23 protein-coding genes and 1 other annotated feature are annotated in these 23,633 nt (G+C 49.9%); of the genes, 22 read left to right on the forward strand and 1 reads right to left on the reverse strand.

All coding sequences use genetic code 11. The annotated features are described in order from the left end of the window. Positions 1 to 43 precede the first annotated feature (43 nt). From ftsA to PAEVO_RS01510, 14 genes are all read left to right on the forward strand, one after another. A complete protein-coding gene (gene ftsA / locus PAEVO_RS01445) occupies positions 44 to 1,327 on the forward strand; it encodes a cell division protein FtsA (RefSeq protein WP_100535961.1) in 1,284 nt (427 codons plus the stop codon). A 57-nt stretch (positions 1,328 to 1,384) separates the two neighbouring features. Further along, positions 1,385 to 2,512, forward strand: coding sequence for a cell division protein FtsZ (gene ftsZ, locus PAEVO_RS01450; RefSeq protein ID WP_100535962.1), 1,128 nt, complete (start codon positions 1,385 to 1,387; stop codon positions 2,510 to 2,512). Between the two features lie 390 nt (positions 2,513 to 2,902). Further along, positions 2,903 to 3,919 carry a sigma-E processing peptidase SpoIIGA gene (gene spoIIGA / locus PAEVO_RS01455; protein ID WP_243390838.1) on the forward strand — a complete coding sequence of 339 codons (1,017 nt, stop codon included), beginning with the start codon at positions 2,903 to 2,905 and terminating at the stop codon, positions 3,917 to 3,919. Between the two features lie 172 nt (positions 3,920 to 4,091). Further along, entirely contained in the window at positions 4,092 to 4,814 is a 723-nt protein-coding gene (gene sigE / locus PAEVO_RS01460; RefSeq protein WP_071222992.1) for an RNA polymerase sporulation sigma factor SigE, read from the forward strand. 77 nt (positions 4,815 to 4,891) lie between these two features. Next, positions 4,892 to 5,674 carry an RNA polymerase sporulation sigma factor SigG gene (sigG, locus tag PAEVO_RS01465; protein WP_006209087.1) on the forward strand — a complete coding sequence of 261 codons (783 nt, stop codon included), beginning with the start codon at positions 4,892 to 4,894 and terminating at the stop codon, positions 5,672 to 5,674. Between the two features lie 199 nt (positions 5,675 to 5,873). After that, a complete protein-coding gene (locus tag PAEVO_RS01470; RefSeq protein ID WP_243390607.1) occupies positions 5,874 to 6,173 on the forward strand; it encodes a YlmC/YmxH family sporulation protein in 300 nt (99 codons plus the stop codon). Positions 6,174 to 6,242: 69 nt separating this feature from the next. Continuing rightward, complete coding sequence (pgeF, locus tag PAEVO_RS01475) at positions 6,243 to 7,100, forward strand: peptidoglycan editing factor PgeF (protein ID WP_100535964.1); 858 nt, start codon at positions 6,243 to 6,245, stop codon at positions 7,098 to 7,100. An 8-nt stretch (positions 7,101 to 7,108) separates the two neighbouring features. Continuing rightward, the gene (locus PAEVO_RS01480) at positions 7,109 to 7,798 is read left to right on the forward strand and encodes a YggS family pyridoxal phosphate-dependent enzyme (protein ID WP_100535965.1); all 690 of its coding nucleotides are present in this window, start codon (positions 7,109 to 7,111) and stop codon (positions 7,796 to 7,798) included. Between the two features lie 2 nt (positions 7,799 to 7,800). Continuing rightward, complete coding sequence (locus tag PAEVO_RS01485; protein ID WP_009589651.1) at positions 7,801 to 8,247, forward strand: cell division protein SepF; 447 nt, start codon at positions 7,801 to 7,803, stop codon at positions 8,245 to 8,247. A gap of 8 nt (positions 8,248 to 8,255) precedes the next feature. Then, complete coding sequence (locus PAEVO_RS01490; protein WP_100535966.1) at positions 8,256 to 8,525, forward strand: YggT family protein; 270 nt, start codon at positions 8,256 to 8,258, stop codon at positions 8,523 to 8,525. 15 nt (positions 8,526 to 8,540) lie between these two features. Continuing rightward, on the forward strand, positions 8,541 to 9,323 hold the full coding sequence (locus tag PAEVO_RS01495; protein ID WP_100535967.1) for a YlmH family RNA-binding protein: 783 nt from the start codon (positions 8,541 to 8,543) through the stop codon (positions 9,321 to 9,323). Positions 9,324 to 9,495: 172 nt separating this feature from the next. Then, positions 9,496 to 9,990: a DivIVA domain-containing protein gene (locus PAEVO_RS01500; RefSeq protein WP_100535968.1), complete on the forward strand. Its 495-nt coding sequence runs from the start codon at positions 9,496 to 9,498 to the stop codon at positions 9,988 to 9,990. Positions 9,991 to 10,055: 65 nt separating this feature from the next. Further along, positions 10,056 to 10,337 (forward strand) — a binding site (T-box leader). Between the two features lie 61 nt (positions 10,338 to 10,398). Further along, positions 10,399 to 13,488, forward strand: a complete 3,090-nt coding sequence (ileS, locus tag PAEVO_RS01505) for an isoleucine--tRNA ligase (protein ID WP_100535969.1) — start codon at positions 10,399 to 10,401, stop codon at positions 13,486 to 13,488. 241 nt (positions 13,489 to 13,729) lie between these two features. Beyond that, the gene (locus tag PAEVO_RS01510) at positions 13,730 to 14,077 is read left to right on the forward strand and encodes a DUF5665 domain-containing protein (RefSeq protein WP_100535970.1); all 348 of its coding nucleotides are present in this window, start codon (positions 13,730 to 13,732) and stop codon (positions 14,075 to 14,077) included. 75 nt (positions 14,078 to 14,152) lie between these two features. Here the strand turns inward: PAEVO_RS01510 and PAEVO_RS01515 are convergent, their stop codons facing one another. Beyond that, positions 14,153 to 14,893, reverse strand: coding sequence for a TraR/DksA C4-type zinc finger protein (locus tag PAEVO_RS01515; RefSeq protein ID WP_100535971.1), 741 nt, complete (start codon positions 14,891 to 14,893; stop codon positions 14,153 to 14,155). A gap of 210 nt (positions 14,894 to 15,103) precedes the next feature. On the opposite strand from PAEVO_RS01515, the gene lspA reads away from it, so the two are divergent. From lspA to PAEVO_RS01550, 8 genes are all read left to right on the forward strand, one after another. Further along, a complete protein-coding gene (gene lspA, locus PAEVO_RS01520; protein ID WP_100535972.1) occupies positions 15,104 to 15,604 on the forward strand; it encodes a signal peptidase II in 501 nt (166 codons plus the stop codon). Next, positions 15,604 to 16,575, forward strand: coding sequence for an RluA family pseudouridine synthase (locus tag PAEVO_RS01525; protein WP_100535973.1), 972 nt, complete (start codon positions 15,604 to 15,606; stop codon positions 16,573 to 16,575). Before lspA ends, PAEVO_RS01525 begins: the two co-directional genes overlap by 1 nt. 152 nt (positions 16,576 to 16,727) lie before the next feature. After that, a complete protein-coding gene (locus PAEVO_RS33610; protein WP_164817395.1) occupies positions 16,728 to 16,883 on the forward strand; it encodes a hypothetical protein in 156 nt (51 codons plus the stop codon). A gap of 142 nt (positions 16,884 to 17,025) precedes the next feature. Next, a complete protein-coding gene (gene abc-f / locus PAEVO_RS01530; protein WP_100535974.1) occupies positions 17,026 to 18,990 on the forward strand; it encodes a ribosomal protection-like ABC-F family protein in 1,965 nt (654 codons plus the stop codon). Positions 18,991 to 19,142: 152 nt separating this feature from the next. Continuing rightward, positions 19,143 to 20,396, forward strand: coding sequence for an LL-diaminopimelate aminotransferase (locus PAEVO_RS01535; RefSeq protein ID WP_100535975.1), 1,254 nt, complete (start codon positions 19,143 to 19,145; stop codon positions 20,394 to 20,396). 317 nt (positions 20,397 to 20,713) lie between these two features. Then, the gene (pyrR, locus tag PAEVO_RS01540; RefSeq protein ID WP_100535976.1) at positions 20,714 to 21,274 is read left to right on the forward strand and encodes a bifunctional pyr operon transcriptional regulator/uracil phosphoribosyltransferase PyrR; all 561 of its coding nucleotides are present in this window, start codon (positions 20,714 to 20,716) and stop codon (positions 21,272 to 21,274) included. Beyond that, on the forward strand, positions 21,274 to 22,185 hold the full coding sequence (locus tag PAEVO_RS01545) for an aspartate carbamoyltransferase catalytic subunit (RefSeq protein ID WP_272868143.1): 912 nt from the start codon (positions 21,274 to 21,276) through the stop codon (positions 22,183 to 22,185). Before pyrR ends, PAEVO_RS01545 begins: the two co-directional genes overlap by 1 nt. A 121-nt stretch (positions 22,186 to 22,306) precedes the next feature. Further along, a complete protein-coding gene (locus tag PAEVO_RS01550) occupies positions 22,307 to 23,608 on the forward strand; it encodes a dihydroorotase (RefSeq protein WP_100535978.1) in 1,302 nt (433 codons plus the stop codon). Positions 23,609 to 23,633 lie beyond the last annotated feature (25 nt).

A 23,633-nucleotide genomic window follows, 5' to 3' on the forward strand; every position in this document is an offset into this window, starting at 1 on the left:
TTATTATCAAAATTAATTTGCTAAAAACAGGAGGTGCCAGGGCTTGAGCAACAATGACATCATTGTTAGTTTGGACATCGGTACATCCAAAGTTCGTGCTATTATTGGGGAAGTTAATAATGGAACCTTTAATATTATTGGAGTTGGATCTGCCGACTCGGAGGGAATTCGCAAAGGTGCAATTGTAGATATCGACCAGACCGTACAATCCATTCGCAGCGCTGTTGATCATGCGGAGCGTATGGTCGGTATTCAAATATCCGAAGTATATGTCGGCATTTCTGGAAATCATATCGGACTTCAATCCAGCCATGGAGTTGTGGCAGTATCGAACGAGGATCGCGAAATTGGTGAAGAGGACATCGACCGCGTGCTGAAAGCAGCGGAAGTCGTGGCGCTTCCTCCGGATCGTGAAATTATCGATGTGGTTGCTAAACAGTTTGTAGTTGACGGTTTGGAAGGAATCTCTGATCCGCGAGGAATGATCGGCGTAAGGCTAGAAGTTGAAGCGACGATTATTACTGGCGCCAAAACGGCAATACATAACCTGTTACGTTGTGTGGAGAAATCAGGTCTAAAAGTGAAGGATCTGGTGCTGATTCCGCTTGGAGCCGGGCAGCTAGCCTTGTCCAAGGATGAGAAAACGATGGGTTCGGTGCTGGTTGACGTCGGGGCGGGCTCAACCACCTTGGCCGTGTTCGAGGGAGGCAGTATTGCCGCAACTTCGACGCTGCCGGTTGGTGGAGATTTCGTCACGAATGATATTGCATATGGCCTGCGAACGCTGACGGATCAAGCAGAGAAGGTTAAACTGAAGTACGGATGCGCACTGATCGAGAGTGCCGCACAAGAAGTAACGTTTAAGGTAACTAGAATTGGAAGCAATGTGGACAAGGAGTTCACGCAAGAAGATTTGGCAGCTATCATAGAACCTCGCGTTCAGGAAATTTTCCAATTGGTGCGCCAAGAAATCAAGCGCTTGGGTTACAGTGAGCTTCCTGGTGGTTATATACTTACTGGGGGCACTATGTCCATGCCTGGTGTGCTGCAGGTGGCACAAAATGAGCTGGCGACTTCCGTACGGATTGCGGTTCCCGATTTCATCGGTGTTCGTGATCCGGGATACTGCAGCGGAGTCGGCATCCTCCATAATGCAATCCGGAACGTACGTGTACGCAATACAGGAGGAAGCAACAACAACAGCGGAAATAGCAAGAAACCGGTGAACCGTGCTAAGCAGCAAAATCCTGTCGCAGCAACTCAGGAGACCAGCCAGAAGCCGGGATTTATTGAACGCCTGAAAAAGATGTTCAGCGAGTTTATATAGCGGATTCATTCGACTGTGGACGTGCCATCCACGCACATTGAGGGGGAGATGGATTAGATGTTGGAATTTGATTTTGAAATGGAGAGCTTAGCTCAAATAAAAGTAATCGGAGTAGGTGGCGGCGGAAGCAACGCGGTTAACCGAATGATTGAAAATGGTGTGCAAGGTGTTGAATTTATTACGGTCAATACGGATGCTCAGGCACTCCACCTTGCTAAATCCGAACATAAACTGCAAATCGGGGACAAGCTGACTCGCGGTCTTGGTGCCGGCGCCAATCCTGACGTAGGCAAGAAGGCGGCGGAAGAATCCCGCGATTTGATCATGAACACCCTGAAGGGTGCCGATATGGTATTCGTTACGGCCGGTATGGGCGGCGGAACCGGAACGGGTGCTGCTCCTGTCATTGCTGAAATCGCCAAGGAATGCGGCGCACTGACCGTAGGCGTGGTGACTCGACCGTTTACGTTTGAAGGACGCAAGCGCTCTTCTCAGGCTGAGCTTGGCATTGAAGCTCTGAAAGAGAAGGTCGACACGCTGATTGTCATCCCGAATGATCGACTTCTCGAAATTGTCGACAAGAAAACACCCATGCTGGAAGCCTTCCGTGAAGCGGATAATGTTCTTCGCCAGGCAGTCCAAGGCATCTCTGATCTAATTGCTGTACCGGGTCTGATCAACCTTGACTTTGCCGACGTGAAAACGATCATGACAGAACGCGGCTCGGCCCTGATGGGTATCGGATTGGCTACTGGTGAGAACCGTGCCTCCGAGGCTGCCCGCAAGGCGATCATGAGCCCGCTCCTTGAAACCTCTATCGAAGGTGCGCGCGGTGTGATCATGAATATTACGGGAGGAACCAATCTCTCCTTGTATGAAGTGAATGAAGCGGCCGAGATCGTAACTTCAGCTTCCGATCCGGAAGTGAACATGATCTTCGGTGCGATTATTGAGGAAAACATGAAGGATGAAATCAAGGTAACGGTGATCGCTACCGGCTTTGAAGGCAAGCCTTCTCCAATCCCTCCTGGACGTCGTCCTGTGCCTCAAGGGGAACAGCAGCAGCAACAGCAGCCGGCAACGGACAAGAGTAATGTGAATCTGAAGCCATTTGGCAATCAGAACAGCAATGATCAGCTTGATATTCCTACTTTCCTTCGCAATCGTTCCCGCAATAATGATTAAAATCAGTAAGCCTGTGCTTCGTCATCATGATGAAGACAGGCTTATTTTTGTAACCCAACCTCGCCATCTTCCTTTCACTTCATTGTCAGGACCATACGGCTGATGCTGTCACACTTTCACGAATAAGAGCCCCATGCGAAATTACAGTGGACTTTAAAGATTTTCCCCAAGCATTCCTTCCTAGAAAAGAGATCGCTGATAACGCCAAGAGGTCTGCTCTTGGTTCTCGGCTCTAAAAACTGCCCTTCATCGACAAAAAAAGTCTGTAATCCGCCCACAGGTTTAGACAGACTTTGAATTCTATTCTTCTTATACTAGTAACATCTCCCATTGCCCAGAAAACAACAGAAGGATAACCGAAGTGATTCTTCGACTAGGCAGGTGAATAACCTGGTTGTTTATATTGATCTCATATTTTTGGCAAACCTCGTCATTGACGGCATTTTGCTGGCTTTGACCGCCTGGATGCGCAGGGTCAAGCCAAGGTGGTGGAGACTTGTATTATCCTCTGTGGTAGGCGCGTTGTATGTCGTCATGATGTTTGTCCCGCAACTCTCATTTTTGTTTACCTTTCTCATCAAATTTGGACTTTCGTTGATCATGTTGTGGATCGCTTTCGGCTTTGCAAGCTTACAGAGTTATCTGCGGAATTTGGGAGCATTTTATATGGTGAATTTTGCCGCGGCCGGAGGCATTATCGGTGTTCATTACTTGCTCCAAAATTCGGGAGAATTGTTCAGCGGGATATGGTATACGACATCGGGAGGGCTATCGTTTGAATTGAAGGTGGGATTCTGGTTTGCGTGCATTACCTTTTTTGTAGTTGTATTCGCGTTTAAAGCCGTTCAGACCACGAAACGCAAAACCGAGAACCGGGAGGCCTTATTGGGAGAGGTGTCCGTATGGATCGGCAGCGCCAAAATATCCTGTGTGGGGCTGCTCGATACTGGTAACCAATTGAGTGATCCCTTAACGCGCACGCCGGTTATGGTGATGGAAGCAGCACTGTGGGAAGCCCACCTGCCCCAGGGATGGAGCAAACAGTTGATGGAGGGGGAACCGGACAAATTAATTATGGGGCTGGCGGCAGAGGAATTTGAATGGCAGGACCGTCTGCGGCTTGTTCCGTACCGCGGTGTCAACCGGGGGGCTGCTTTCATGCTTGCGTTGAAGCCCGACAGGGTACGGATCGAACTGGGAGGATTTGAATATTCGGCATCCAAGGTGTTGATTGGTCTTGATGGCGGGACGCTCTCGGGTGACAGGGCATACAGGGCCATCATCCATCCAGCGTTGACGGAAGGAGAAGGTACGCCGAAGATAAATGCACATTCCGCCGATATGGACGCACCGTCGCACAATGGGGGAATCGGTTCGGAACCAGGTGAAGCCAAGAATGCAGGATGATACGATGAAGCCATTTTCATAGTGTTCGCGTGTTGCCATCCTTACGGCCGAACGTTAAGGATAAGTCTTTGAAAACCTTTATGTCATTTCCGGAACATGCCGGACTAGAAGAATTAAAATTACGCTTACGAAGTCAGTTATCCCTACGGGAAAACGTTTAGGAGGATAAGAGATGCCCGTTAAATGGAGATTAGCATTGCAGCTGCAGTATTATCGCGTACTTTTTTTGCTAGGCCTAAAGAGTCAGGAAATCTACTATATCGGAGGAAGCGAGGCACTCCCGCCGCCGCTTACGAAAGAGGAAGAGGAGTTCTTGCTCAAGAAGCTGCCTACCGGCGATGCGGCCACCCGTGCCATGCTTATCGAACGTAACCTGCGTCTGGTTGTTTACATTGCCCGCAAATTCGAGAACACCGGCATTAACATCGAGGATTTGGTATCGATTGGTGCCATCGGTTTGATTAAGGCGGTGAATACCTTTGATCCGGAGAAAAAAATCAAGCTGGCTACATATGCCTCGCGCTGTATTGAAAACGAAATTTTGATGTATTTGCGCCGGAATAACAAAACCCGCAGCGAGGTTTCTTTTGACGAACCGCTGAATATCGATTGGGACGGCAATGAATTGCTCTTGTCCGATGTATTGGGCACTGAAAATGATACCATCTACCGTAACATCGAGGAGCAGGTCGACCGGAAGCTGCTGCAAAAAGCACTTGATAAATTAAGCGACCGGGAACGCATGATTATGGAGCTTCGTTTTGGTCTTCAGGACGGCGAGGAAAAGACGCAAAAAGACGTGGCAGACCTGCTTGGAATCTCACAATCCTACATTTCCCGATTGGAGAAGAGAATTATTAAACGGCTCCGCAAAGAATTCAACAAGATGGTGTAACTGGAAATCGTAAGGAATAAAATAGCCCCCCTCGGAGATAATGTACAGTAATGTTTCTCCTTGGGAGGTTAGTCATCATGACGCGAAACAAAGTTGAAATTTGTGGTGTGGATACGTCAAAACTGCCTGTTCTGACGAATGTGGAAATGAGGGAACTGTTTCATAATCTGCAGCAGAATAATGAACGATCGGCTCGAGAAAAACTGGTGAATGGCAACCTGAGACTGGTGCTCAGCGTCATCCAAAGGTTTAACAATCGGGGAGAGTTTGTTGATGATCTGTTTCAGGTAGGCTGCATCGGATTGATGAAAGCCATCGACAATTTTGATTTATCGCAAAATGTTAAATTTTCCACTTATGCCGTACCGATGATTATCGGAGAAATACGTCGATACTTAAGGGACAATAACCCGATTCGCGTCTCCCGGTCACTGCGTGATATTGCTTACAAGGCACTTCAGGTCAGGGATCAGCTGACAAATGCGAACTCGCGTGAACCGACGATTTTTGAAATTTCCGAAGCGCTGAACGTGCCCAAGGAAGACGTTGTTTTTGCACTTGATGCTATTCAAGATCCCGTTTCGCTGTTTGAGCCGATTTATCATGACGGTGGCGATCCGATTTATGTGATGGATCAAATCAGTGATGATAAGAACAAGGATGTGTCCTGGATTGAGGAAATTGCTCTCCGGGAAGCGATGCACAAGCTCGGACAACGCGAGAAAATGATTTTATCCATGCGGTTTTATGAAGGCAAGACCCAGATGGAAGTTGCGGATGAAATCGGCATCTCCCAAGCTCAAGTGTCCCGCCTGGAGAAGTCAGCGATCAAGCAGATGCAGAAGCACGTCAAAACTTAAGAAGACCAGCAATCAATCGAACAGATAACGATCCCGTTTATGGGATCGTTTTTTTAATTTTAAATAAGCTATTTTACCCAAGCGGCTCATATATTGAACAGAGGGATATGGATGAACGAAAATGGATGGACGGCTAACCTTCAAATACATCTAAGGTGTGATGCGCATGATACCTGATAATCAAATGGTGGGGAAAAAGATGAAAATTTCCGATTTTCAAACGAAGGATGTTATTAATATCATTGATGGCAAGCGGCTCGGACAGATCAGCGATCTGGAGCTGGACTTGAGGCAGGGCCGGATTGAAGCGATTGTGGTGCCAAGCTACGGTAAATTTATGGGGCTGTTCGGCGGAGGGAGTGACCTGATCATTCCGTGGCGGAATATCGTCAAGATTGGCTCGGATGTCGTCCTTGTCAAAATGGAGGAATTGCGAAGAACGCCCGATGATCCGGAATCGGTGGAATACCTTGAACGGCCGGACCGGCGATCCTTCTAAACAGACAGATCGGTTAATGTGTCTCCGGCGCAGGTTTTCTGTTACACTGGTCATAGAGGTGGGATGCTCATGGAACCGTTTGTTAGGCAAGATCAGCAGACACCGAGTCTGTTTGTGCTCGAAAAATGGAGTGGGGGATCGGGAAGCGCCGCACTCACGGCCGGTTTTACAGGCCGGCATGGCGGCGTTAGCCGTGCCCCCTATGACAGTTTGAATTTAGCTTTTCATGTCGGCGACGAGCCGGGTGACATTGTAGAGAACCGGAAAAGGACCGCTGCCGCGCTTGGCTTTTCTCTGGAAGACTGGACTTGCGGTGAACAGGTCCATGATGTTCAGATTGGCGTGGTTCAGGATAAGGACAGGGGCAGAGGGAGCTTGGACCGAGCCTCGGCTTTCCAAGATACGGATGGACTTGTAACTAATGTTCCCGGCGTTTTATTGACGTCTTTCTATGCCGACTGCGTGCCGCTTTATTTTTGGGATCCGGTTACGGGTGCTGTTGGTTTGGCTCACGCTGGCTGGAAGGGGACCGTGGGAAGCATCGCCAAGAAAATGGTGGACAGGATGGCTGTGGAATACGGAAGTCTGCCTCAGCACATCCACGCAGCGATTGGTCCATCCATAGGCGAGTGCTGCTACGAGGTGGATGATCGGGTAATGGATCGTGTCCGCGATATGGGGATAATGGAGTTTATATCCGAGGAAGTTACAAATTCAGCTGTTTATATCGACAAGGGACAAGGGAAATACATGCTGAACTTGAAAGAAATAAACAGACACATTATGATTAAAGCAGGAATATTGGCGGAACATATCGAATGTACATCATGGTGTACAAGCTGCAATCATGATCTGTTCTTCTCTTATCGTAAAGATGGAGGGACTACGGGTCGTATGGCAAGTTGGATCGGGATGAGAAAGAGGTGAGTCGTCCCTTGAGTTTGAAGGAACGTATCGATCAAGTAGAACAGCGAATAACGGAGGCTTGCGCAAGAAGCGGCAGGGACCGGAGTGATGTAAATATAATTGCGGTCACGAAATATGTCTCCTTGGATATGACAGCTTCGGTACTGGATCAGGGACTGCAGCATATCGGCGAGAATCGCTGGCAGGATGCCCAAGCGAAGTGGAACGCTCTTGGAAACCGCGGCACGTGGCATTTCATCGGCCATCTTCAGACCAATAAGGTTCGGGATGTCATTGATAAATTTCAATATATTCATTCGCTCGACCGCTTATCCTTAGCCCATGAGCTGGAGAAGAGAGCTGCTGCGCTCAATTTGCAGGTATCCGCCTTTATGCAGGTCAATATTTCGGGTGAGGAATCCAAGTATGGCTTGCCTCCTGAGAAAGCAGCCGAGTTTTTGAAGGAAATCAACAGTCTTTCACACGTAAAGGTGACCGGACTCATGACCATGGCTCCATACGAATCATCGGCGGAGCAGACGCGTCCTGTATTTCGTGGTTTAAGACAACTAAGAGATGAGCTGAACGAGCAGGCGCTTACGGCGGAGCCATTGACCGAATTGTCCATGGGCATGTCCAATGACTTTGAAGTAGCCATAGAGGAAGGGGCGACCTGGGTGCGTCTCGGCTCGATTTTAGTAGGGAAAGAGGAGGATTGACGATGGGCGTGATGAACCGGTTTATGAATTTCTTGGGACTGCAAGAGGAAGAAGAAGTTGTGGAACGCGAGGTTCTGGCCTCGCAGGAAGAGCCGGTGGAGGCAACGCCGTTTGATCATCGGAAGAACCAAAAGAGCGGTAATATCGTTAGCATTCATTCACAGAAGAACGTTAAGGTGGTATTAGTGGAGCCTCGTTCATATGATGAAGCACAGGAGATTGCAGATCATCTGCGGTCCTTCCGAACCGTTGTAGTCAACCTGCAGCGTGTGAGGAATGATCAGGCGTTGCGCATTATCGATTTTCTTAGCGGAACCGTTTATGCGCTTAGCGGCGGAATCTCGAAGGTGGGCGGTAACATCTTCCTATGCACGCCGGATACCGTGGAGATCCAGGGTTCGATCTCGGAGATTCTAGCAGATGAGCATGAATATAACAGAATGAGGTGATTTAGGCTTTGACCTACGAAATTATTAGCGTTGTTAGCACGCTATTCCGTATTTACTTCTACATGATTTTGGTTTATGTTTTGATGTCTTGGCTTCCGAATGTGAGAGAAAGCTTTGTCGGAGAATTGCTGGGCAAGTTGGTGGAACCGTATTTAGCACCATTTCGCCGGTTTATTCCCCCGATCATGGGGATGATTGACATTTCGCCCATTATTGCATTGTTTGTGCTCCAGTTAGCGGAGCGAGGCGTATACGCTATTCTCGGATATCTCCTGTAAGCAGGTGAATGAGCGATGAAACTAGACATCTACGATCATTTTCACAAGGATGAACGGGAGTTTGTGGACCGGGCTTGGGAATGGGTTGTCAATGCCGGACAATACCATGAAGCGAAGCTGACGGATTTTCTGGATCCTCGCCAGCGATTCATTCTGGAATCGCTCGTGAATCGTCATCCGGACGTGCATGCCATGTTTGATGGCGGACATGCTGATTCAGAACGCGTCCGGGCGCTGATTGCTCCGGATTACCGAGAGCTTGAAGGCGAGGATTTAAAGATGAAGGTGCTCAGCATCTCTTCCGGAGACCAGAAGTTTCTGGAGCTGGAGCATGGCGACTACATGGGTTCGATTTTGGGTCTTGGCATTAAGAGATCGAAGATCGGAGACATCCATGTGCTCGCGGACGGCTGTCATGCGGTCGTTGCCGACGATATCAGCGCGTTCCTGCATCTGAATCTCAGCCAGGTCCACCGGGTGCACGTGATGACGGAATTGCTGCCGCTGGACAAGCTTCAGGTTGCCCGCACGAATTTCGAAACGATGGATATTACGGTATCTTCCATGAGACTCGACGGGATCGCCAGTGATGCCTACCGAATCAGCCGTACGAAAATCGTGGTGCCGATCAAGGCGGGCCGATGCCGCGTGAACTGGAAAGTGGAAGAGGATCCCTCAACGAATTTAAAAGAAGGCGATGTCGTTTCCATCCAAGGATTTGGACGGTTTAAAGTTTTGGAGACAGGAAGCCTGACGAAAAAAGGGCGGTACCGTATCAAGGTTGGGAAATATGCCTGACCTTTGAAGGAATTGCCGTTTTTTTGTCGAATGAGTACAAAGAGTTATTCAAAATAACAATAGATTTACCGATAAATCGTAAATGACCGCTATTGTCTTCAAGGACTGGTGGTTTGGCTAACACAGCGGATGAACCGTCCTGTAAGGCCCATATATTTAGGAGGTGCACACCATGCCATTGACGCCGCTTGATATACATAACAAGGAATTTGCCCGTCGAATTCGGGGTTATGATGAGGACGAGGTCAACGAGTTTTTGGATCAGATTATTAAGGATTATGAAAGTGTGATCCGGGAGAACAAAGAGTTGGGCAACCAGCTTATTGCGATGCAAGAAAGACTGGATCATTTTTCGAATATTGAGGAAACCTTGTCTAAGACCATCATTGTCGCCCAGGAGGCGGCGGATGAGTTGAAGAACAACGCGAAGAAGGAAGCTCAGCTGATCATTAAGGAATCCGAGAAGAATGCAGACCGGATCATTAACGATGCGCTCAGTAAATCCCGCAAAATCGCGCTTGAGGTGGAAGAGCTGAAGAAGCAGGCTTCCATCTACCGCACCCGCTTCCGTTCCTTGGTTGAGGCGCAGCTGGAGCTGTTGAAACAAGAAGGCTGGGAGACGCTCGAGAACCGGGAACCGAGTCTTGAACCAAAAGAGGTATACTAGACGGATATCCGGTTGACTTTTTCCGCGAAAGAGTCTATAACTAATAACATATTGTTGATTCATACAAGAATTCGTTGATGGGAATAGTACGCGAAGGATCTGTCCCTCAGAGAGCCGGCAGTTGCTGAAAGCCCGGCGTTCAGACCAAGCAGAAGATCATCCCGGAGAAGTGAAGCTGAAGCGTTTAACCGCGTGCGTAAGCTGAACCGTCAGCCGAACGTTACATCGGACCTTGCCTATTACAACAAAGGCATGGACATTGAGGTGTCGCTTGTACAGGCTTTTTAGCAAAAAGTCGGTTAAGCGAAATTAGGGTGGTAACGCGAGAACAGGTTCTCGTCCCTTGGGGGATGAGGCCTTTTTTTATTTTCACAGAACATTTACGAAAAGAGTGAAAGGAAGATCTGCATGAACAGAGTAGACGTCAAGGAGAAGGCGCGGGCAAGAGAGCTGCGCATCTTGAACAAATGGAACGAGGAGAACACGTTCAAGAAATCAATCGAGCTGCGGGCCGGTAAGCCGAACTATGTATTCTACGAAGGTCCGCCAACTGCAAACGGCGCGCCTCATATCGGTCACGTGCTTGGCCGGGTCATCAAGGATTTTGTGGGCCGTTATCAGACGATGAAGGGCTTCCATGTCGTTCGGAAAGCGGGCTGGGATACGCACGGACTTCCGGTAGAGCTTGGCGTAGAGAAGCAGCTGGGCATCTCCGGCAAGCAGGAGATCGAGAATTATGGCGTTGAAGCCTTTATCAAAAAGTGCAAAGCCAGCGTATTTGAATATGAGCATAAGTGGCGCGAGCTGACTGAAGCGATTGCTTATTGGACCGATCTGGATCATCCGTACATCACGCTCGAGAACAACTATATCGAGAGTGTATGGAACATTTTGGCGACGATTCATGATAAAGGGCTTCTGTACCGCGGTCATCGCGTAAGCCCATACTGCCCTTGCTGTCAGACCACGCTCAGTTCCCACGAAGTGGCTCAGGGTTATGAGGATGTTAAAGACCTCAGCGCAACGGCGAAGTTTAAGCTGCATGACAATGAAGAGTATGTATTGGCATGGACGACTACGCCTTGGACGCTTCCATCCCACGTGGCGCTGGCCGTTAATCCGGATATGGATTACGCCCGCGTTGAGCAGGAGGACGGCATCTATATCGTGGCTAAGAATCTGGTAGAGGATGTTATGAAAGGCGACTTTACCGTTCTATCGACGCTGAAAGGTTCCGAACTCGTCGGCAAAACTTACGATCCTCCGTTCCCGTATATAAAAGCCGAGAAAGCGAATCTCATCGTCGGCGCATCCTTTGTTACCGATGCAAGCGGTACGGGGATTGTGCACATGGCTCCTGCGCATGGTGAAGACGATTATCGCGTATGCCGCGAGAATGGCATCAGTTTCGTGAGTGTCGTGAACGGCCAAGGTCGTTATACCGATGAAGTGACGGATTTTGCCGGACGCTTTGTCAAAGATTGCGATCTGGACATTGTGAAGGCATTGTCTGAAAAAGGACTTCTGTACAGCAAAGAGAAGTACGAGCACAGCTATCCGTTCTGCTGGCGCTGTAAATCCCCGCTGCTCTATTATGCGATGGAGAGCTGGTTTATCGAAACGACAGCCGTTAAGGATCAACTTATCGCGAACAACAATGAGGTAACCTGGTATCCGGGCCATGTGCGTGAAGGCCGCTTCGGCAAGTTCCTTGAAGATCTGGTGGATTGGAATATCAGCCGGAACCGTTATTGGGGAACGCCGCTCAATGTATGGGTCTGCGATTCTTGTGAAGGGCAATTCTCGCCGCACAGCATTGCGGAGCTTCGCGCCAACGCGGTAGGTGAGGTAGCGGAGGATCTGGAGCTGCATAAGCCTTATGTGGATGAAGTGAAAGTGAAATGCCCCCACTGTGAAGGCGGCGTGATGGAACGGACCTCGGAAGTCATTGACGTATGGTTTGACAGCGGATCGATGCCGTATGCACAATACCATTATCCATTCGAGGACAAGGAGAAATTCGAACAGCAGTATCCTGCCGATATGATCTGCGAAGGGATCGATCAGACGCGCGGATGGTTCTACAGCTTGCTCGCCGTATCGACTCTCTTCACGGGTAAAGCGCCTTATAAAGCGGTTATGGCCACAGGTCATATCCTTGATGAGAATGGACAGAAGATGTCCAAATCCAAAGGCAACGTTATCGATCCTTGGGAAATCATCGAGGAATACGGCACGGATGCGTTCCGATGGGCTCTGCTGGCTGACAGTGCGCCATGGAACAGTAAACGATTCTCGAAGGGAATTGTAGGCGAAGCTAAATCCAAGGTTGTGGATACGCTGGTCAATACTCATGCATTCCTGACCCTGTATGCCGGTATTGACGGCTATGATCCGAAGGAGCATGAGTTCAAGGGATCGGACCATAAGCTGGACCGCTGGATTCTGTCCCGTCTGAACAGCTTGATTCAGGTGGTTGATAAAGGACTGGCCGTGAATGACTTCCTGAATGCGGCAAAAGCAATCGAAGCTTATGTGGATGAGCTGAGCAACTGGTACATCCGCCGTTCGCGTGACCGTTTCTGGGGCAGCGGACTCGGAGAAGATAAGCTGGCGGCTTACGGAACGCTTACACATGTGCTGTTGACCCTCTCCAAGCTGATGGCTCCATTCACGCCGATGCTGTCTGAAGATATTTTTGTGAATATGGGCGGAGGAGAAAGCGTACATCTGGCCGACTTTCCGCAAGCCGACGAAGCGTTGATCGACAAGGCGCTCGAGCAGGACATGGAGACGGCAAGACAGATCGTGGAGCTTGCGCGTAACGTCCGCAACGAGACAGGGATCAAAACGCGTCAGCCGCTGTCTGAGCTGATTGTGTCCATGGATCGCGAGTTTGATCTCTCCGGTTATGAAGATATCATCAAGGATGAGATCAATGTCAAAGTGATTGAGGTGGAGACCAGCGATAGTGGCTTCGTCGATTTCACACTGAAAATGAACCTGAAAGTCGCAGGCAAGAAATACGGTAAAAATATCGGGTTCCTGCAAGGGTTCCTGAAAGGCATGAGCAGTGACGAGACCCGCAAGGTGGTTCAAACGGGCGGCGTGAACGTTACATCGCCGGAGGGTGAAGAATTACAGATCACGTCCGAAGAGCTGCTGGTGGAGAAAAAGGCGAAGGAAGGTTTCGCATCGGCTTCAGGTTATGGTTTAACCGTGGCACTCAATACGGATATCACGCCAGAGCTGGAGCAAGAAGGCTGGGTTCGCGAAGTGGTGCGTGCCGTACAGGATACGCGTAAGAAACTGGATCTGCCGATCGAAAAGCGGGTTAATTTGACTCTGGATACAGATGATGAGCTTAAAGCTGCGATCACCGCATTTGAAGATGTACTGCGCGAGAATGTCCTTGTAAACGATTTGCAATTCGGACAAAGCGAAGGCATGGAGCGGGTTGAGCTTGGCGGCAAAACCATCGGCATCCACATCGCCTAAGTATTAAATTGGTTAGTAACCACTGCCATTATCAACAGGGGCAGTGGTTTTTTCTTGTTCAAATGAGGGAACGAATATCTTCAAGGGCGTTCTTACGAACGAATGAGATGCTTCCAATAGATGCATAATAATCAGCGAATTCAAATTTAATGATAAGCAGGCAACGAGCACACATGATAGTGGAGCTGCTCTGGATCTAATTTATCTGATGTCGATTTGTATAGGCAAAGGGGCGGTAGACATGGCGGAGAAGCCGGATGCTGGGGTGTCAGCTGATCAAAAAAAGTCAATGGAGAAAGAGCGGGACCAATTGAGCGCCATACACCGTATGACTACGGACATTGCACAGCAGCTGGAGAAGGCCCGAATCGCAGAATACACCCAGCTGCTAAATCGGCCATGGAAATTGATATGGACCAATTTGCTGGCGGGGTCAGCCCGAGGTGTGGGAATCGCGATTGGTTTTACCTTTTTTGCGGCGACCATTATATACGTCCTACAGGCGCTTGGCGCGTTGAACTTGCCTATTATCGGCGACTACATTGCGGATATTGTGCGGATTGTTCAGCGTCAGCTTGAACTAACGTGAGTTTGTCCTATATGAATATGTAATGCCCGGCAGCGCTGCATCCAATTTGTTATGCTGCCGGTCGTAAAAACTTATTTAGCTGAATGATTCATCATCAGGGTCGCCATGGGGATCTAACAGGTAGCTTCCTTCGCCCCGGTTTAGGTAATCGACATATTGCGGACTTCGTACGATAAACACTTCGGAGCCATCGATATTGGTTGCAACGAAATTTTCATACACTTCAACGAATCCACCTTGATCATCGCCATTCTCGATATCCATCTCGTTATAGCTGTCAATTTCGTTGCCTTCGGCCAGAGCAGGGGAATTGGAATTCCCCCAGCTTTCAACGATCTGCCACGCGTCTTCGCCGTCAAACGCAGCATATTCATGCTCGTCCATACTGGATTTTCCAAAAGCGGGAGCAAGGACTTCCTCTTCAACCGGACGATCGCGGGAAACTCGTTCACGAGGCGTATCTTTTACACAATATTGCGTATCCGGAAGAACCTCCAACCGCTCGTACGGAATGGGCTGGCCGCAGGTAAGGCACACGCCGTAACGGCCGTGATGAATCGCTTCAAGCGAAAAAATAACCCGCTGCAGTTCCTGATCCACCCTGTCCTGGAGTGCAAGGTCTTTTTCTCTTTCATACATCTCGCTTGCCAAATCGCCAGGATGGTTATCAATATGGGACAGCTCGCCAGTCATATCTCTCTCTGATTCCCCCAGCCCATGTTGGTCGTTATATACCATGCGCCGTTCAAGCTCAACCTTTCGATCCATCAGCTTTTGTTGCAAATTATTGAGTTGCTCCTGAGTTAGATGCGACATGTCAGGCTCCTTTCATGGTCCGAAGTTGACCTTCTGGTTCATATGTATAGAGTGCACCCATTGAGATGGTTTTACTGACGGAAAATGTTCTCGCCATTGGACAGGAATGGACGGTTTCTGAGCCGCTGTGCTACAATAAGACGAGTTACTGACCGATCAGCGAAGGTGATCGCCTGATTGGAGAAGACAAGAACGGAGTGACATAAACAAGTGGTGTATTATTTGATTGCATTTGTTTTATTTCTTATTGATCAGGGAACCAAGTACTTGATTGCCTCGAGGCTTGAGCTTTATGAACAGATTCCTGTGATCGGAGACTTCTTCCTGATTACGTCCAGCCGAAACCGGGGTGCCGCGTTTGGCATACTGCAGGATCAATTATGGTTCTTCATTGTTGTGACGCTAATCGTTGTGGGCGGGATAGTCTGGTACCTCCGGAAGGTATCGAAAGAAGGACGTAAGCTGCTGCCTACGGCTCTTGCGCTTGTACTGGGCGGGGCACTTGGAAACTTCATCGATCGCTTGTTGATGGGAGAGGTTGTCGATTTCCTGCAATTTAATTTTGGCAGCTACACCTTCCCGATTTTTAATATCGCCGATTCTTGTATCGTCATCGGTGTGGGATTGATCATATTGGACACGCTTCTGGAAGGAAGACGCGAGAAGATACAGACAACAAGTGAAGTTTCTGGCACAGAAGGGAATGAATAATGTTGCAAGACGGTATGGATACTGATACGGAATGGACAGGCGAAACGGGGCACGAATCGGAAACCTGTGAGTGGACGGTGGATGCCGAATCTGCCAAAACCCGCATAGATAAATACATAACGGAGAACCTTGGTGAGGATGTTTCACGCTCCCAGGTGCAGTTATGGATTACGGATGGACATGTCATCGTTAATGAAGGTCCGGTTAAGTCCAATTACAAAGTGAGTCAGGGTGACCGCATCCTGCTGAAAGTTCCTGAGCCATCGGCAGTAGAGATTATTCCGGAGGACATCCCGCTTGAGATCGCGTTTGAAGACGTGGATGTGATTGTTGTAAACAAACCTCGAGGGATGGTTGTCCATCCGGCTCCGGGACATTCGTCGGGTACACTTGTGAATGCGTTGATGTTTCACTGCAAAGACTTGTCGGGAATTAATGGGGAGCTTCGTCCTGGCATCGTCCATCGGATTGACAAAGATACAACCGGTCTAATCATGGCAGCGAAGAATGATAAAGCTCATGCTTCTCTTGCCGGCCAACTGAAGGATCACAGCGTGAACCGCCGTTACTTGGCCTTGGTGCACGGCAACATCAGTCATGATCAAGGCACCATTGATGCCCCTATCGGCCGTGACGCGCAGGATCGTAAACTGTATACCGTCACGGACCGGAACAGCAAACATGCGGTTACTCATTTTACCGTTGTGGAACGGTTCGGGGATTACAGTCTTCTCGAGCTGAAGCTGGAGACGGGACGTACGCATCAAATCCGCGTGCATATGAAGTATATCGGCCATCCTCTCGTAGGTGATCCTGTATACGGCAAGAGCAAGGGGATTAAATTAAACGGTCAGGCGCTTCATGCCGCCATTTTGGGCTTTGTCCATCCTTCGACCGGGGAGTATATGGAGTTTTCGGCACCGATGCCGAATGATATGGAAGAACTGCTGACGATTCTAAGGGGCCGCTAGCGGTTCCTTTTTGCATTTAGATGTTTTGGGTCCCCGCAAAGTATTTGGAGAAAGCATCGAAGTATTGGCTCTACTTTGTGGGGCTATTTTCCTTGCCATTTTATCCAAGGAATGTTATAGTGACGATAACTTTGATGAAGGAGGTGAGCAGGATGAATATCGAGATGGTTAACAACCGTATTAGCCAGCTGCCTATAGCTATGGCTGGCATTGTTCATGCATTTCTCTACAACGGGAGAGGTCTGTCCAATTTTAATGATACGGTTTGTACCATCGCGAGAAGTCACCTGCCTGCCTGCACGGATTAAGCCTATTTAGGCTTACCATTCTTAAGGGTCCGCGGAGCTTGCTCTGTGGGCCCTTTTTGCGTTTGCAGTCCGGGTCTTCTCCCTAATCTATACGCTTTAGCGAACAGGTTGACTGTTCGCAGCATACAGGAGGAAACCTAGAATGAATATGATCAATGTACAGAAACTGACGCAATATCACGGTGCTCATCTGGTACTGGACCAGATATCGTTTGAAATACAGGAAGGCGAGAAGGTCGCGCTTATCGGAAGGAACGGCAGCGGAAAGTCGACGCTGATGCGCCTGCTTGCGGGTCTCGATCAGCCAAACGAAGGGCAGCTGGCCATAAAGAAGGGGGCAAAAATCGGATATTTGGAGCAGATTCCGAGCCATATGGATTCCTGGACGGTGCTGGATGTACTTGAACAGGGGTTGAGTCACTTAAAGGATTACCGAGCGGAAATGACGGAGCTTGAGAGAAAAATGAGTGACCCGGACATTGCCGGAAATGCTGGGCAGCTCGATCGAGTGCTGCGGAAATACTCAGCCCTTCAGGAACGCTTTGAAACAGAGGGCGGCTATGAGCTGGAAGCAAGCATCGACAAAATCGCTACCGGGCTGCAAATACCCAAGAGCGAATACGGACTGGCCTTTGGCTCGTTGTCCGGTGGAGAACAGACTCGAGTCGTGCTGGCATCGCAGCTGATCGTACAGCCGGATTTGCTCCTGCTCGATGAACCGACCAACCATCTGGATTTGGCACGCACGGAATGGCTGGAGGAATTCTTGCGCGAATATCCGGGAACCTGCGTCATGATCTCTCACGACCGATATTTTCTGGATCGGGTCGTGTCCAAAACGATTGAGCTTGAAGATGGCGAAGCTTTCACTGCGCAAGGTGGCTACACCACGTTCATGAACGATAAGGAAGAGCGTTTGCTGCAGCAGTTCGCCGACTACCAAGAACAGCAGAAAGTAATCAAGAAGATGAAGGAATCCATCAAGCAGCTTGAAGAGTTCGGCCGGATTGGCGGCAATGAGAAGTTTTTCAAGCGCGCGGCTTCCATGAGGCGAGCACTGGAGCGAATGGAGCGGGTCAAGAGGCCCGTACTGGAACGCAGACAGGCTGATTTTGAACTGAATCCTCAAGATCGTTCCGGTCGCCGCGTGGCATACTTTGATCAAGTTAAGGTTTCCTATGGGAATCAGGCGGTGCTGAGAGGCGCATCCGGTCTAATCGAATTCGGCGAAAAAATTGCACTGATGGGCTCGAACGGCAGCGGGAAAACAACGCTGTTCAAAGTGCTGTTGGGTGAGCTGACGCCCGATTCCGGTTCGCTTGAATGGGGTTCGCGTGTCGATGTGGGTTATTTGGCTCAGCAGGAGGAACCGGACAATCCGAAGGAAACGGTGCTTCAATATTTCCGGGAGAAGGCCGGAGTTGAAGAGGGGGAAGCTCGAGGGATATTGGCAAGGTATCTGTTCTATGGTGCGGCCGTGTTCAGATCGGTGGGGCAGCTGTCCGGCGGGGAATGGACACGATTGAGGCTCGCGCTGCTCATCCATCAGAAGCCGAACCTGCTGCTTCTGGATGAACCCACGAACCATCTGGATATTGCCTCCCGCGAAGCGTTGGAGGATGCGCTGCAGGGGTATGCGGGGACCGTTCTTGCCATTTCCCATGACCGTTATTTCGTGAATCAAGTGTCTCGTAAAGTATGGGATTTGAATCAAGGGAAGCTGACTGTCTATCATGGAAATTATGATGATTTCCGGGATAAGAAAGACCGGCTTGACGCGGAATTGCAGGCAAGGGAGCTATCAGCGGGATTTGATGTTATTCCCAAACAGAAGGTGATCCAGCAGGCCCAAGCGAAGGATAGCTCTGCTCAGCTTTCCAAACGCGTAAACCCGGATCGCTCTTCCGCCGAAAGGTCCAAATGGTTGGAGGAGGAGATTGCTCGTCTAGAAACCCGTATCCGGCAGCTTGACGGCTGGCTTGAGATGGAAGGCGACGATTTACACGAGGATACGGATCTGTCACTGCTCGAGCAGCGGTGGAACGAGCGGGAGTCGCTATCCGCGAGTCGTGACGAGCTTCTCGCGGAATGGCTGGAGCTAACTTAAGTGTGTTTTCAAATAGGAACACCATAGGATCTACCAGCTCCACCCAGCCGAAAAAGTACAAATCATTTGATATATAATGCATGGCTCCCGTTGTGATTTTCCTGCATATTTAGGATGAGTATGAAAGCTAGAGTAGGAGATGAATACAAATCATGAGTATGGATAAGTATCAGGAAACGTACATTCAACAGAGCTTTGCCAACCGGATCGGCGGCGCTAATTATGGCAAAGATACAGCCATTTATAAATTCGAGAAAATCAAAAGAGCGAAGGCAGCTGCGAAGCAGGAACATCCTGGGACGGAGCTGATCGATATGGGGGTTGGCGAGCCGGATGAGATGGCCGATGCAGGCATCGTGGCGAAGCTGGCAGAAGAAGCAGCGAAGCGGGAAAACCGGGGCTATGCGGATAACGGAATTCCGGAGTTCAAGGAAGCAGTTGTTCGCTACTTGAAGAATGTATTTGGGGTTGAAGGCATTGATGCCGCTACAGAAGTTCTGCATTCCATCGGTTCCAAGCCGGCACTGGCCATGCTGCCGTCCTGCTTCATTAACCCTGGGGACATCACCATCATGACGGTTCCTGGATATCCTGTACTCGGTACGCATACCAAGTACTTGGGCGGTGAGGTTTACAATGTGGAGCTGAAAAAAGAGAACGGATTCCTTCCGGATCTCAGCTCGATCCCTGAGGACATTGCCCACCGTGCCAAACTGCTCTACCTGAACTATCCGAACAACCCGACGGGTGCCAGCGCAACGGTCGAGTTTTTCACCGAGGTTGTCGAGTGGGCCCGCAAGTATGGTGTTGTTGTTGTCCATGACGCTCCTTATGCAGCGCTGACTTACGATGGCTTGAAGCCGCTCAGCTTTCTCTCCGTCCCCGGTGCGAAGGATGTTGGCGTGGAGCTTCACTCCCTGTCCAAATCTTACAATATGACGGGATGGCGCATTGGCTTCATCGCCGGTAATCCGCTTGTGGTTAAAGCGTTTGGCGATGTGAAGGACAACAACGATTCAGGACAATTTATAGCCATTCAAAAGGCTGCCGCATACGGTCTGGACAATCCGCAAATTACGGAGAAGATCGCTGAGAAGTATTCCCGCCGCCACAACATGCTGGTAGACGTGTTGAACGGGCTTGGTTTTAAGGCCGAGAAGCCGAAGGGCTCCTTCTTCCTCTACGTTGAAGCTCCAAAAGGCGTTAAAGGCGGGCGCCGCTTTGAATCCGGCGAAGATTTCTCCCAGTATCTGATTCGCGAGAAATTGATCTCCACCGTGCCTTGGGATGATGCGGGACATTTCGTACGCTTCTCCGTTACCTTCATTGCTGACGGTGAGGAAGAAGAGAAACGCGTCATTTCCGAAATTCGCAGAAGACTTAGCGATGTTGAATTTGAATTTTAATGACATGTTATAAACTCCGCGTAGTACGTGACATCATTCGACATGATTGCTGTTGACAGCTCCTGTAGGGTCTGTCATAATGAAATCAATCGAATAGCACCTTTAAATCAGTCCCGTGAGGCTGGCAAGGTAACGTGAACCGAGGTTCATTAACAGGAGGCATAGTTCTGTCTGCGGATAGATGCTGCGCTTTCCACACTATCTCTATGAGATCAACTCCTTGTCCAGCCGGGCAAGGAGTTTTTTTGTGTGTAATGAACTCACGGATCGTCTGAACTAAAAAGGGCTAATCAAACGTTTAGAAGGAGGACTTAAGGATGAGCAACGAACAGCATGTGATTATGGACGAGACGGCCATCCGCCGCGCCCTAACGAGAATTGCCCATGAAATATTGGAAAAGAATAAAGGGATTGAGGACTGCGTCCTGGTCGGCATCCGCACACGCGGCGTGTTCCTTGCCCAGCGGATCGCTGAGCGAATGAATGAGATTGAAGGTACGCCGATTCCATGGGGAGAGATCGACGTGACTTCCTACCGCGATGACCGGGACAGCAAGGGAGCCGCTGCTGAACGGGGAGAAGGAGCGAAGCTCAGCCTTGCACATCTGAACATTCATGACAAGAAGGTCATTTTGTTTGATGACGTGCTGTACACCGGACGGACGATCCGTGCTGCAATGGACGCCCTGATGGACTGCGGACGGCCAAGAATGATACAGCTTGCGGTTTTGGCAGACCGGGGACATCGCGAACTGCCGATCCGGCCGGATTATATCGGAAAGAACGTTCCTACCTCCAAACACGAGGAAATTACGGTGGCATTAACCGAAATCGACGGCAAGGACGAAGTGACCATTAGCCAAAGAGAGGAACGATAATCATGACAACAGCCATTTCATTGAAAGAACGCAGCCTCTTAGGTTTGAAGGATATTAGCAGAGACGAAATCGGATCGATCCTGAATCGGGCGGCATATTGGGAAGCGCAGTCCGAGAAAGTGGTGCCGGTACTTCAATCGAAATTTGCGGTTAATATGTTCTTCGAGAACAGCACCAGAACGAGATTTTCGTTTGAAATGGCTGAGAAAAGACTCGGTGCTGAGGTCATGAACTTTGCGGCGGCAGCATCCAGCGTCGAGAAAGGCGAGTCGATCTACGATACGGTTAGAACGCTGGAATCCATGGGAATCGACGCGGGCGTCATCCGGCTGAAGCCAGCCGGAGTACTGCAGGAGCTAGCGGAGCGGATCTCGATTCCGCTGGTCAATGCGGGCGACGGCAACAATGAGCACCCCACGCAGGCGCTGCTTGATCTTTATACGATGAAGAAAAGCTTCGGCGAGCTTAAGGGATTAACGGTATCCATCATCGGAGACATCAAGCACAGCCGGGTTGCTCGTTCGGACCTGTGGGCCCTGCAGAAATTCGGTGCCCATGTACAGTTCTGCGCACCGGAAACGATGCAGGCTCCGGAGCTGGCCCGGTATGCACCTTACGTATCGATGGAAACGGCACTCAAGGCGGATGTAGTGATGATGCTGAGAGTTCAACTGGAACGGCATAATGAAGGAGTATTCAAATCCAGCGCGGAATACCGGGAACAGTACGGTTTGACGGAAGAGCGGGCGGCCAAGCTGTCGGGGCACACGATCATTATGCATCCGGCACCGGTGAACCGGAACGTAGAAATCGACGACGCGGTCGTGGAAAGCGCAAGATCGATGATATTCAAGCAGATGGCGAACGGAGTGCCGATTCGCATGGCAGTCATGGAACGGGCGATGGTCTGATTGAAAACGCGGAATACGGTTTACAGAATGAATAAATATTAATATTTATACACAAATATGAATTTTTATTATACAATATACTAAGAAGCGAGCGGTGCTTCTGCTGCGGAGGGGAACCAAGATGCAAATGCAAGTGATAAAGAATGCCAAAGTGATCAATGAACAAGGACAGCTCGAAGATAAACATATCGTCATTGCAGACGGATTGATTCATTCGGTTGCGAGTGATATCGCAGCCTTGCCGGAACCGGGCGATAACGTTCAGATAATCGATGCCGAGGGGAAACTGGTCACACCGGGATTCATCGATATGCATGTGCACTTGAGAGAGCCGGGATATGAGCACAAGGAAACGATCGAGAGCGGCAGCCGCTCGGCAGTCAAAGGCGGCTTTACAACCATTGCCTGCATGCCGAACACAAGACCGGTGACCGATACGCCGGAAACGGTGAAGCTTGTGCTGGATAAGGCTAGCGAGGCTGGTCTTGCGAAGGTGCTGCCCTATGCAGCCATTACGAAGAACGAGCTGGGCCGCGAACTGACGGACTTTGAGGCCTTGAAGGCCGCGGGTGCAATCGGGTTTACGGACGACGGCGTTGGTGTGCAGAACGCACAGATGATGAAAGATGCCATGAACAAAGCGAAAGCGCTGGGCATGCCGGTCATTGCGCACTGCGAGGATGACTCGCTGGTAAAAGGAGCTTGCGTGACCGAAGGCAAATTCGCTCAGCAGCACGGCCTGAAAGGAATACCAAACGAGTCGGAAGCGATCCATGTTGGACGGGACATTCTGCTGACCGAAGCCACCGGCGTACATTACCACGTATGCCATGTGAGCACAGAGCAGTCCGTACGCTTGATCCGCCAGGCAAAAGCGATTGGCATCTCGGTAACGGCCGAGGTATGCCCGCACCATCTGGTTCTCTCTGACGAAGATATTCCCGGCCTGGATGCCAACTGGAAGATGAACCCGCCGCTGCGCACCCCGCGTGATGTGGAGGCTTGTATAGAAGGTCTGCTGGATGGAACGCTCGATATGATCGTAACGGATCATGCACCGCACAGCGCGGAAGAGAAGGCGAAAGGCATGGAGCTTGCACCATTCGGTATCGTGGGATTCGAAACAGCCTTCCCGCTGCTCTATACCAAATTCGTCGCAACAGGCAAATGGGATCTCGCCTTGCTCGTGAAGCGGATGACCAGCGATCCGGCAAGAGTATTCGGTCTTGCAACGGGCGTGCTGGAGGCCGGTAAAGCAGCGGATCTGACCATGATTGATCTCGATGCAGAGAAAGAAGTGAATCCGGAAGAGTTCGCAACGAAAGGCCGCAACACGCCATTTACGGGCTGGAAGCTGAAAGGCTGGCCCGTGATGACTTGGGTGGACGGCGAAGTGAAATGGTCAGAGCAAAACGGATTTTGAGTAACACGTAGGCAAAAGACTTATA

Source organism: Paenibacillus sp. GM2FR (genome assembly GCF_002803325.1).
In the GTDB taxonomy this organism is placed as follows: Bacteria; Bacillota; Bacilli; order Paenibacillales; family Paenibacillaceae; genus Paenibacillus_AQ; species Paenibacillus_AQ lautus.